The following is an 11,120-nucleotide window of genomic DNA, read 5'->3' as shown; positions in this document are numbered from 1 at the left end:
ATCGGTCTTGAGGGTGATCTTGTCGGTCAGGCCGACGATGTCTTCCAGCAGCCCGTGCAGCTCACGGGACTTGGCGCCGTCATCGAGGGAGGCGACGATCTCGAACGGCAGGCTGACCTTTTCCAGGTAGGCCTTCAACTGAGTTTTAAGCGTGGCATCGAGCATGTGTTAATCCCCAAGTGAGTAATGGCTGTGCCCGGTTGGGCTTCAAGATGGGGATAACCTTAATCGAGACAAGCCTATTTTCTAAATTGATAGAAATAGTCGCGCTGATGCCCTGACTCTATGGAACAGCCCTTGAAAGTAAAAACCCCAGCTGGTGCCGGGGTTTTGCTGACGGCATCCGAACAAGTCAGAAGTCCAGGTTCGAAACCGCCAGGGCGTTGCTTTCGATGAAGTCTCGGCGGGGTTCCACCGCGTCGCCCATCAGGGTGTTGAAGATCTGGTCCGCCGCGATGGCGTCTTCGATCGTCACGCGCAACATGCGGCGTACGCTCGGGTCCATGGTGGTTTCCCAGAGCTGGTCCGGGTTCATCTCACCCAGCCCCTTGTAGCGCTGCACGCTGTGGCGCTTGGAGCCTTCGGCCATGAGCCAGTCCAGAGCCTCCTTGAAGGTCGCCACTGGCTTCTTGCGCTCGCCGCGCTGCACGTAGGCGTCTTCTTCGAGCAGGCTGTTGAGCTTGTCGCCGAGTACCGTGACGGTCCGGTAGTCATTGCTGCCGAAGAAGTCGCGGTTGAAGGTCACGTAGCTCGCCAGACCGTGGGAGGTCATCTCCACTTCGGGCAGCCACAGGTGGCGCTCCTTGTCCTCGCGCAGGCTCACGTTGTAAACCAGACCGGACTTCTCGGTGCCCTTCACCAGCGCGGCGTAGCCTTCCAGCCAGCTGCGCATCGCCGCTTCGTCGGAAAGCTGCTCCACGCTGACCCGCGGCAGGTAGATGAAATGCTCGGTCAGCTCATGCGGGTACAGGCGCGACAAGCGGTTGAGGGTCTTCATCACGGTGCGGTAGTCGTTCACCAGGCTTTCGAGCGCCTCGCCCGAAAGCGCCGGAGCACCGTTGGTCACGTAAAGGCTCGCGTCCTCCAGGGCCGACTGAGTCATGTATTCATCCATGGCCTCGTCGTCCTTGATGTACTGCTCCTGCTTGCCGCGCTTGACCTTGTACAGCGGCGGCTGGGCGATATACACGTAGCCGCGCTCGATGAGCTCGGGCAGCTGCCGGAAGAAGAAGGTCAGCAGCAGGGTGCGGATGTGCGAGCCGTCGACGTCGGCGTCGGTCATGATGATGATGTTGTGGTAACGCAGCTTGTCGATGTTGTATTCCTCGCGCCCGATACCACAGCCCAGGGCCGTGATCAGGGTGCCGACTTCCTGCGAGGACAGCATCTTGTCGAAGCGCGCCTTCTCCACGTTGAGGATCTTGCCCTTGAGCGGCAGGATCGCCTGGGTCCTGCGGTTGCGGCCCTGCTTGGCGGAGCCGCCCGCGGAGTCACCCTCCACGATGTAGAGTTCGGACAGCGCGGGGTCCTTTTCCTGGCAGTCCGCCAGTTTCCCGGGCAGGCCGGCGATATCCAGGGCGCCTTTGCGGCGGGTCATCTCGCGCGCCTTGCGCGCCGCTTCCCGTGCCCGCGCCGCGTCGATCATCTTGCCGACCACCGCCTTGGCTTCGTTCGGGTGCTCGAGCAGGAAGTCGCCGAAGTACTTGCCCATTTCCTGTTCTACGGCGGTCTTCACTTCGGACGAGACGAGCTTGTCCTTGGTCTGGGAACTGAACTTGGGGTCCGGCACCTTGACCGAGATGATGGCGGTCAGGCCTTCACGCGCATCGTCACCGGTGGTGGCGACCTTGAACTTCTTGGCCAGCCCTTCCTGCTCGATGTAGTTGTTCAGGTTCCGGGTCAAGGCCGAGCGGAAGCCCGCCAGGTGAGTACCGCCGTCGCGCTGAGGAATGTTGTTGGTGAAGCACAGGATGTTTTCGTTGAAGCTGTCGTTCCACTGCAACGCCACCTCCACACCCACGCCGTCATCGCGCTGGATGTTGAAGTGGAACACCTGGTTGACCGCCGCCTTGTTGGTATTCAGGTATTCGACGAAAGCACGCAGACCGCCTTCGTACTTGAACAGTTCTTCCTTGGCGCTGCGCTCGTCACGCAGGACGATGCCGACCCCGGAGTTCAGGAACGACAGTTCGCGCAGGCGCTTGGCCAGGATGTCCCAGCTGAAGTGGATGTTGTGGAACGTCTCGGTGGACGGCTTGAAGTGAATCTCCGTACCGGAGGTGTCCGTCTCGCCTACCGGGGTGATGGGCGCCTGGGGCACACCGTGACGATAGGTCTGCTCCCACACCTTGCCTTCGCGGCGAATGGTCATCTGCAACTCTTCGGAGAGTGCGTTCACCACCGATACACCCACGCCATGCAGGCCGCCGGAGACCTTGTAGGAGTTGTCGTCGAACTTACCGCCCGCGTGCAGGACGGTCATGATCACTTCCGCAGCCGAGACGCCCTCTTCCTTGTGGATGTCTACCGGAATCCCACGACCGTTGTCGCGCACCGTGATGGACTCATCCACATGGATAGTGATGCTGATTTCGCTGCAATGACCGGCCAGAGCCTCGTCGATGGAATTGTCGACGACCTCGAAGACCATATGGTGCAGACCCGTGCCGTCATCGGTGTCGCCGATGTACATGCCGGGACGCTTGCGTACGGCGTCCAGCCCCTTGAGGACCTTGATGCTATTGGAGTCGTACGTGTGATTTTCGCTCATGCCTTCACTCCCGAGGGGCTCATGGCCGGATGGATATGACCATGTTCCACGTGAAACATCGAGACTGGAGTGTCGTCACCCCAGCCATCTTGCAATACGGTTGAATCTACACAGGTGATGAATACCTGGCACTCAAGCTGCTCGAGCAGCTTGCACAACGCCGATCGATGCTGTTCGTCCAGTTCGGACGGCAGGTCATCGACCAGATAAATACAGCGCCCCCGCTTGCGATCATTGACCAGATGGCCTTGGGCAATGCGCAACGCGCAGACCACCAGCTTTTGTTGACCACGGGACAGAATCTCGGCCGCGTTGTGACCACCCATTCGCAATCTCAGGTCCGCCCTTTGCGGTCCTGATTGGGTATGCCCAAGCGCCCTGTCCCGCTCGACCGAACCGGCCAACACTTCAGCCAGCGTCCGATCCTTGTCCCAGCCCCGGTAATAACTCAGGGTCAGACCCTTGAGGTCCACCAGCGCGGCGAGTGTGCTTTCGAATACCGGCTTCAGGGCCTGAATGTAGGCCCGTCGGTACCCATCGATTTCATCGCTTGCGGCGCTCAGCTCACGGTTCCACGCGGCCTCGGACGCAACGTCAAGTGTACCATGCCGCAACCATGAGTTCCTTTGCCTGAGGGCCTGCTGAAGCCTTTGCCAGGCGCCCAGGAAGCGATGTTCCACGTGGAACACGCCCCAATCGAGGAATTGCCTGCGCAGCTTTGGCGCACCTTCGAGCAAGCGGAAGCTGTCAGGGTTGATCAGTTGCAACGGCAGGGTATCGGCGAGTTCGGCAGCGCTACGAATGTTCTGTCCATCGATGCGGATACGTACGTCTCCGCTGCGCTCGCGCGCAACGCCCAGGGCAGCACTTTGCCCGTCGGCCAGTTCGACCTGGCCGAAGACCGTGCAGCTCGGCTGCTCGTGGGTGATGACCGGATTGAGACGAAGACTGCGAAACGAACGGGCGAGGCCGAGCAGGTGGATCGACTCGAGCAGGCTGGTCTTTCCGCTGCCGTTGTCACCGAAGAGGATGTTGATGCGAGGAGAAGGCGTGAGGGTCACCGGGTGCAGATTGCGCACCCCGGTGACGGTGATGCGGCTGAGGGACATTAAGCGAGGAGTTACAGGCGCATCGGCATGACCACGTACGCCGAATCGTCGTTGTCGAACTCTTGGACCAGCGCACTGCTGTTGGAATCGGACAGGATCAGACGCACCTGGTCGGTAGTCATCACGCCCAGCACGTCCAGCAGGTAGCTGACGTTGAAGCCGATCTCCAGCGCATCGCCGTTGTACTCGACGGCCACTTCTTCCTCGGCCTCTTCCTGCTCGGGGTTGTTCGCCTGGATCTTGAGTATCCCGCTTTGCAGCTGAAGGCGAATGCCGCGGTATTTTTCGTTCGACAGAATCGCCGTGCGGCTGAACGCTTCACGCAGCAGTTGGCGATCTCCCACCACCAGCTTGTCGCCGCCACGCGGAAGAACACGCTCGTAATCCGGGAACTTGCCGTCCACCAGCTTGGAGGTGAAGGTGAATTCGCCCGTGGTCGCGCGGATGTGATGCTGACCGAGAACGATGTTGACCTCGGCGTCCTGATCGTTGAGCAGGCGGGCCAGTTCGAGAATGCCCTTGCGCGGCACGATCACCTGATGACGATCGGCCTGCTCGATACCGGCCTGCATGGAACACATGGCCAGGCGGTGGCCATCGGTGGCGACGGCGCGCAACATGCCGCTGGAGACTTCGAGCAGCATGCCATTGAGGTAATAACGAACGTCCTGCTGCGCCATGGCGAAGCTGCTGCGCTCGATCAGCTTGCGCATGGTGCCCTGCGGCAGCGAGAAGTTCAGCGAGCCCGGACCCTCTTCCACCGTCGGGAAATCGTTGGCCGGCAGGGTCGACAGCGTGAAGCGGCTACGCCCGGATTTCACCAGCAGCTTCTGCTCGTCGAAACGGATGTCGATCAGCGCGTCGGCCGGAAGGCTCTTGCAGATGTCCATCAGCTTGCGGGCCGGCACGGTGATCTCGCCCGGCTCCGCCGCGTCTTCGAGCGTCACCCGCCCGACCAGTTCGACCTCGAGATCGGTACCGGTCAGCGACAGCTGCTGACCCTGCACGCACAACAGGACGTTGGACAGAACCGGCAGGGTCTGGCGTCGTTCGACGACACCCGCCACCAACTGCAGGGGTTTCAACAGGGCTTCGCGCTGAATAGTGAAATGCATGGTCTGTCCCTTGCCTCTTGAATGGGTGCGCCTGGTCAGGTCGTCAAAGTACGCAACAGATTCTTGTAGTCTTCGCGGATATCCGCATCGGTCTCGCGCAACTCGCCGATTTTACGGCATGCATGCAACACCGTGGTGTGGTCACGTCCGCCAAACGCATCGCCTATCTCCGGCAGACTGTGGTTGGTCAGCTCCTTGGACAATGCCATGGCCACCTGACGGGGCCTGGCCACCGAACGCGAGCGTCGCTTAGACAATAGATCGGAAATCTTGATCTTGTAGTACTCGGCGACCGTGCGCTGGATGTTGTCCACGCTGACGAGCTTGTCCTGCAGCGCCAGCAGATCCTTGAGCGACTCGCGGATCAATTCGATGGTGATGTCGCGCCCCATGAAGTGGGCATGGGCGATGACGCGCTTGAGCGCTCCTTCCAGCTCGCGCACGTTGGAGCGGATGCGCTGGGCGATGAAGAATGCCGCGTCGTGCGGCAGATCGACCTTGGCCTGGTCGGCCTTCTTCATCAGGATCGCCACCCGCGTCTCGAGCTCGGGCGGCTCGACCGCAACGGTCAAGCCCCAGCCGAACCGAGACTTGAGCCGCTCTTCAAGACCGTCGATTTCCTTCGGATAGCGATCGCTGGTCAGGATGACCTGCTGCCCGCCTTCGAGCAGCGCGTTGAAGGTGTGGAAGAACTCTTCCTGCGAGCGCTCTTTCTTGGCGAAGAACTGGATATCGTCGATCAGCAGCGCATCCACCGAGCGGTAGAAACGCTTGAACTCGTTGATCGCATTCAGCTGCAGCGCCTTGACCATGTCCGCGACGAAGCGCTCGGAATGCAGGTAAACCACCTTGGCATTGGGGTTCTTCTTCAACAGATGGTTGCCGACGGCATGCATCAGGTGCGTCTTGCCAAGACCGACACCCCCGTAAAGAAACAGCGGGTTGTAGCCGTGCTTGGGGTTGTCGGCGACTTGCCAGGCGGCCGCGCGGGCGAGCTGGTTCGACTTACCCTCGACGAAGTTCTCGAAGGTAAAGGTGCGGTTCAGGTAACTGGTGTGCTTGAGCGCCCCCTCGACCTGAACCGTACGCTCGCTGCGTGCCGGCGGCGGGGCCTCGGCCGCGGGCAGATCGGGCACCGGCAGGGCGATCTCCGCCCCCGCAGAGGGCTGTAGAGGCACTGGGCGCTGCGCTTCGACCTTGGCCGGCTCGGGCGCTGCCGCCGCGGCCTGCGCACGGGCCGCCTGCGCGGACGGAAGTGCCCCGGCAGAGGTTCGCTTGCTACCGATCAGCAACGAGAGCGCCGGAACGATGCCGGTCGCGCGCTCGCTCAATAACTCCAGCAACCGGGACAGGTACTTCTCGTTGACCCAATCGAGCACGAACCGATTGGGTGCGTAGACACGCAGCTCATCGCCGTTAGCTTCGACCTGAAGAGGCCGGATCCAGGTGTTGAATTGCTGCGCTGGCAGTTCGTCGCGCAAAAGGTCTACGCACTGCTGCCATAGTTCCACCGTCACGGAAGCTCCTATCGGGGCCGAGAAAAACAGCGCCCATTGTAGCGGGCGGCCGTCCGGTTATCCACAAGTCAGGCGACGGATGCCCGGGATAATGAGCCTGATCGTTCTGCCTGAGCCCTGTTGATAACCTCGCCTCAAGGCTCTTGAAAAGCCTGTGCGGTTCCGGCGCACAACCTCACCTGTGGATAAAGAGGCTTTCGATCCACAGCTTGTACGCGGCTTATCCTCCCTCGACCCACGGAAAACCCCGCTGGTTATACATTCATGTATGCCAAGCGAACCACGGCCTGCAGAGGGTTATCCACAGAATCGGTCCAGAGCATTTATAAACACTGCTTCAGAAGATCTTTAAATTCTTTCTTCTCTGATTCATTCAATGCGTTTTTCCTGCTGGTTGGAAATTGACCTGACCCGTGTGCTTCTCTACAATCGCCGGTCTCTTTTGAGCGGGGGCCATTCCGGCCCGCAACAGAACATCCAGGTAACGCACCATGAAACGCACTTTCCAACCCAGCACCATCAAGCGCGCTCGTACTCACGGTTTCCGTGCCCGCATGGCCACCAAGAACGGCCGTGCCGTCCTGTCGCGCCGTCGTGCCAAGGGCCGCAAGCGCCTGACCGTCTGATTGATACGGCACAGGGAGTGAGTCGGAGCTTCGGCCGGGAAAAGCGTCTGCTGACCCCCCGCCAGTTCAAAGCAGTCTTCGACTCACCGTCCGGCAAGGTGCCGGGCAGGCAATTCCTCGTGCTGGCACGCCAGAACGCCCTGGAATACCCCAGGCTCGGTCTGGTGATCGGCAAGAAAAGCGTCAAGCTATCGGTCGAGCGCAACCGCGCCAAACGGCAGATGCGCGAATCCTTCAGACACCATCAACACGATCTCGCCGGCTGGGACATCGTGATCGTGGCGCGCAAAGGACTCGGTGATTTGGACAACCCTGAGCTGGCACGTCAGCTGGGCAAGGCCTGGAACAGGCTTGGACGTCTTAAGCCCTCCCCCGAGGTCGCGCAGCAAGCGGCCAAGCTTCCCCATGCGTAGACTGGCGCTCGCCTCGATCCAGGTCTATCGCTACGCCATCAGCCCCTTGATGGCCAGCCACTGTCGCTTCTATCCCAGTTGCTCCTGCTACGCCTACGAAGCCATCGAACACCATGGCCTCTTGCGAGGCGGCTGGTTGAGCCTGCGTAGGCTCGGTCGCTGCCATCCCTGGAATGCAGGCGGTTACGACCCGGTGCCCCCCAACACTTCTTCCAATTCTTCTTCGATGGCCGAGTAACCATGGATATCAAACGCTCGATCCTGCTTGTCGCCCTGGCAGTCGTCGCCTACCTGCTGGTACTCCAGTGGAACCAGGACTACGGCCAGGCGCCGATGCCTGCTGAAACCGTTCAACGCCAGGCACCCGCCGCCGCGCTGCCGGACACCCCGTCCGTGGCCGATGGCAGCCACGACGACGTGCCAAGCGTCACCGCCGGCGAACCGGTCGTCAGCGCGCTGCCTGCCGAACAGCCCAGCAACCAGCTGATCCGCGTACGCACCGATGTGCTGGAACTGGCCATCGATCCACGCGGCGGCGACATCGTCGAGCTGATGCTGCCGCAGTATCCGCGCCGGCAGGATCGCCCGGACGTTCCCTTCCAGCTGTTCGAGCGCAGCGCCGAGCGTACCTATGAAGCGCAGAGTGGCCTGATCGGCGACGGTCCGGACCAGGCCAGCGGCCGTCCGCTGTACCGCAGCGAGCGCAGCGAATACCAGCTCGGCGAAGGCCAGAACGAACTGGTGGTCGACCTCAACTACAGCGCCAACGGCGTCAACTACGTCAAGCGCTTCAGCTTCACGCGCGGTCAGTACGACCTGGGCGTGAGCTACCTGATCGACAACCAGAGCGAGCAGCCCTGGACCGGCCATCTGTTCGCCCAGCTCAAGCGCGACAACAGTGGCGACCCGTCCTCGAGCACCGCGACCGGTACCGCCACCTACCTGGGTGCGGCGATGTGGACGGCCGATGAGCCCTACCGCAAGATTTCCCGCAGCAACATGGACGACAAGCGCCTCAAGGAAACCGTGCAGGGTGGCTGGATCGCCTGGCTGCAGCACTATTTCGTGACCGCCTGGGTGCCCGAGCCTGAAAGCACCAACGTCGTCCAGACCCGCAAGGACAGCCAGGGCAACTACATCATCGGCTTCACCGGCCCGGCGATCAGCGTGGCCCCGGGTGCCCAGGGCGAAACCAGTGCCCGCCTGTATGCCGGTCCGAAGATGCAGGACAAGCTCGAGGAACTCTCCCCCGGCCTGCGCCTGACCGTCGACTACGGCTTCCTCTGGTTCCTCGCCCAGCCGATCTTCTGGCTGCTGGAGAATATCCACGCCCTGCTCGGCAACTGGGGCTGGTCGATCATCGTCCTGACCATCATCATCAAGCTCGCGTTCTTCCCGCTTTCGGCGGCCAGCTATCGCTCGATGGCCCGCATGCGGGCGGTGTCGCCGAAGATGCAGGCACTCAAGGAACAGTACGGTGACGATCGCCAGAAGATGTCCCAGGCGATGATGGAGCTGTACAAGAAGGAGAAGATCAACCCGCTCGGCGGCTGCCTGCCGATCCTCGTGCAGATGCCAGTGTTCCTCGCGCTCTACTGGGTACTGCTGGAAAGCGTCGAGATGCGCCAGGCGCCCTGGATGTTCTGGATCACCGACCTGTCGATCAAGGACCCCTTCTTCATCCTGCCGATCATCATGGGCGCGACCATGTTCATCCAGCAGCACCTGAACCCGACGCCGCCCGATCCGATGCAGGCCCGGGTGATGAAGCTGATGCCGATCATCTTCACCTTCTTCTTCCTCTGGTTCCCGGCTGGTCTGGTGCTGTACTGGGTGGTCAACAACATCCTGTCCATCGCACAGCAGTGGTACATTACCCGCCAGATCGAGGCGGCCGCCAAGTCGGCCTGACCCGAGTGACTCGCGACGCAAACGCCCCTTGATTGGGGCGTTTTGCTATTTGCCCAGGAGGCGCCATGACCCCTGTTCAAGACACTATCGCGGCCATCGCCACCGCTCCGGGTCGGGGCGGCGTCGGCATCGTCCGCGTCTCCGGCGTCCGCGCCAAAGCCGTGGCCATCACCCTCACCGGCCGCGAGCCGACACCCCGCCACGCCCATTACGGCCCCTTCCATGCCGACGACGGCGAAGTGATCGACGAAGGGCTGATGCTGTTCTTTCCAGGGCCCCATTCGTTCACCGGCGAAGACGTCCTGGAGCTGCAAGGGCACGGCGGCCCGGTGGTCCTCGACCTGCTGCTGCGTCGCTGCGTGGAACTCGGGGTACGGCTGGCCCGCCCCGGTGAGTTCAGCGAACGGGCCTTTCTCAACGACAAACTGGATCTCGCGCAGGCCGAAGGCATTGCCGACCTGATCGAAGCCAGCTCCGAGCAGGCGGCGCGCAATGCGCTGCGATCGCTTCAGGGCGACTTTTCACGGCGGGTGAACCAACTGACCGAGCAGCTGATCCAGCTGCGCATCTACGTCGAGGCGGCCATCGATTTTCCCGAGGAGGAAATCGACTTCCTCGCCGACGGCAAGGTCCTGCAGCTGCTCGAAGCGGTACGCCAGGCGCTGGCCGAGGTACAGCGCGAAGCCGGGCAGGGTGCCCTGCTGCGCGAGGGCATGACGGTGGTGATCGCCGGCCGGCCCAATGCCGGCAAGTCGAGCCTGCTCAACGCGCTGGCCGGACGCGAGGCGGCCATCGTCACCGACATCGCCGGCACCACCCGCGACGTGCTGCGCGAACACATCCACATCGACGGCATGCCGCTGCACGTGGTCGATACCGCCGGGCTGCGCGAGGCCGAGGACCAGGTCGAGCGAATCGGCGTTGAACGCGCGCTCAAGGCGATCGGCGAAGCGGACCGGGTGCTGCTGGTGGTGGATGCGACAGCCCCGGAGGCCACCGATCCCTTCGCCCTCTGGCCGGAGTTCCTCCTGCAGCGACCGGACCCGGCGCGGGTGACGCTGATTCGCAACAAGGCCGACCTTTCCGGCGAGCCGGTCCAGCTCACCACGGGTGAAGACGGGCACGTGACCCTCAGCCTTTCGGCGCGTTCCTGCGCCGGGCTGGAACTGTTACGCGACCACCTCAAGGCCTGCATGGGCTACCAGCAGACGGGCGAAGGTGGCTTCAGTGCCCGTCGGCGGCACCTGGACGCGCTGCGCCAGGCGCAACAGCACCTGGATCACGGCCATGCCCAACTCACGCAGGCCGGCGCTGGCGAACTCCTGGCCGAAGACCTGCGCATGGCGCAGCAGGCGCTGGGCGAGATCACCGGCGCCTTCAGCTCCGACGACCTGCTGGGTCGCATCTTCTCCAGCTTCTGCATCGGCAAATAGCCGCTGCCCTTCCCCTCCCCCCTGCACGTCCGCGACTGCCCATAAAAGGGTGGTCGCGCCCTTCCCGACCGCAACTGAACCCTGTGGACAATCCTGCCTGGGCTCGTGGGATAACCCTTGCCTTGAACGAGGAATAAATACGCCTGTGCACAACTTGAGGTTTCATCCACAGGCGATCGCCAGCCAATCTACAGCGGCAACCCAGGCAACGCACAGACTCATACAA

9 protein-coding genes and 1 pseudogene are annotated in these 11,120 nt (G+C 62.1%); 5 read left to right on the top strand and 5 right to left on the bottom strand.

Going from position 1 to position 11,120, the window contains the following annotated elements:
* From DN824_RS15985 to dnaA, 5 genes and pseudogenes are all read right to left on the bottom strand, one after another.
* Positions 1 to 165: pseudogene (locus DN824_RS15985) on the bottom strand (alkyl hydroperoxide reductase subunit F); the annotation flags it as partial.
* Between the two features lie 187 nt (positions 166 to 352).
* The gene (gene gyrB, locus DN824_RS15980) at positions 353 to 2,770 is read right to left on the bottom strand and encodes a DNA topoisomerase (ATP-hydrolyzing) subunit B (protein WP_138409402.1); all 2,418 of its coding nucleotides are present in this window, start codon (positions 2,768 to 2,770) and stop codon (positions 353 to 355) included.
* Positions 2,767 to 3,879: a DNA replication/repair protein RecF gene (recF, locus tag DN824_RS15975; RefSeq protein WP_138409401.1), complete on the bottom strand. Its 1,113-nt coding sequence runs from the start codon at positions 3,877 to 3,879 to the stop codon at positions 2,767 to 2,769. Before recF ends, gyrB begins: the two co-directional genes overlap by 4 nt.
* A gap of 11 nt (positions 3,880 to 3,890) precedes the next feature.
* Entirely contained in the window at positions 3,891 to 4,994 is a 1,104-nt protein-coding gene (gene dnaN / locus DN824_RS15970) for a DNA polymerase III subunit beta (RefSeq protein ID WP_138409400.1), read from the bottom strand.
* 35 nt (positions 4,995 to 5,029) lie between these two features.
* Complete coding sequence (gene dnaA, locus DN824_RS15965; RefSeq protein ID WP_138409399.1) at positions 5,030 to 6,511, bottom strand: chromosomal replication initiator protein DnaA; 1,482 nt, start codon at positions 6,509 to 6,511, stop codon at positions 5,030 to 5,032.
* A 491-nt stretch (positions 6,512 to 7,002) separates the two neighbouring features.
* Between dnaA and rpmH the strand changes: the two genes are divergently transcribed.
* The 5 genes from rpmH to mnmE all read left to right on the top strand — a co-directional run bounded on the left by rpmH (position 7,003) and on the right by mnmE (position 10,894).
* Positions 7,003 to 7,137: a 50S ribosomal protein L34 gene (gene rpmH / locus DN824_RS15960; protein ID WP_003246698.1), complete on the top strand. Its 135-nt coding sequence runs from the start codon at positions 7,003 to 7,005 to the stop codon at positions 7,135 to 7,137.
* Positions 7,138 to 7,154: 17 nt separating this feature from the next.
* Positions 7,155 to 7,550 carry a ribonuclease P protein component gene (gene rnpA / locus DN824_RS15955; RefSeq protein ID WP_138409398.1) on the top strand — a complete coding sequence of 132 codons (396 nt, stop codon included), beginning with the start codon at positions 7,155 to 7,157 and terminating at the stop codon, positions 7,548 to 7,550.
* A complete protein-coding gene (gene yidD / locus DN824_RS15950; RefSeq protein ID WP_138409397.1) occupies positions 7,543 to 7,788 on the top strand; it encodes a membrane protein insertion efficiency factor YidD in 246 nt (81 codons plus the stop codon). The genes rnpA and yidD overlap by 8 nt, the downstream gene beginning before the upstream one ends.
* 2 nt (positions 7,789 to 7,790) lie before the next feature.
* Positions 7,791 to 9,461 carry a membrane protein insertase YidC gene (yidC, locus tag DN824_RS15945; protein WP_138409396.1) on the top strand — a complete coding sequence of 557 codons (1,671 nt, stop codon included), beginning with the start codon at positions 7,791 to 7,793 and terminating at the stop codon, positions 9,459 to 9,461.
* 65 nt (positions 9,462 to 9,526) lie between these two features.
* Positions 9,527 to 10,894: a tRNA uridine-5-carboxymethylaminomethyl(34) synthesis GTPase MnmE gene (mnmE, locus tag DN824_RS15940; protein WP_138409395.1), complete on the top strand. Its 1,368-nt coding sequence runs from the start codon at positions 9,527 to 9,529 to the stop codon at positions 10,892 to 10,894.
* Positions 10,895 to 11,120: the final 226 nt, after the last annotated feature.

Source organism: Stutzerimonas nosocomialis (assembly GCF_005876855.1).
GTDB lineage: Bacteria > Pseudomonadota > Gammaproteobacteria > Pseudomonadales > Pseudomonadaceae > Stutzerimonas > Stutzerimonas nosocomialis.
The sequence above is the reverse complement of the archived record's forward strand: the minus strand, read 5'-3'. Positions and strand labels throughout refer to the sequence as shown.

What these genes read in the sequence shown, in the direction of transcription:
- gyrB (WP_138409402.1), bottom strand. Translation starts at nt 2,770, where the DNA reads ATGAGCGAAAATCACACGTACGACTCCAATAGCATCAAGGTCCTCAAG.
- yidD (WP_138409397.1), top strand. Translation starts at nt 7,543, where the DNA reads ATGCGTAGACTGGCGCTCGCCTCGATCCAGGTCTATCGCTACGCCATC.
- mnmE (WP_138409395.1), top strand. Translation starts at nt 9,527, where the DNA reads ATGACCCCTGTTCAAGACACTATCGCGGCCATCGCCACCGCTCCGGGT.
- rpmH (WP_003246698.1), top strand. Translation starts at nt 7,003, where the DNA reads ATGAAACGCACTTTCCAACCCAGCACCATCAAGCGCGCTCGTACTCAC.
- recF (WP_138409401.1), bottom strand. Translation starts at nt 3,879, where the DNA reads ATGTCCCTCAGCCGCATCACCGTCACCGGGGTGCGCAATCTGCACCCG.
- yidC (WP_138409396.1), top strand. Translation starts at nt 7,791, where the DNA reads ATGGATATCAAACGCTCGATCCTGCTTGTCGCCCTGGCAGTCGTCGCC.
- dnaN (WP_138409400.1), bottom strand. Translation starts at nt 4,994, where the DNA reads ATGCATTTCACTATTCAGCGCGAAGCCCTGTTGAAACCCCTGCAGTTG.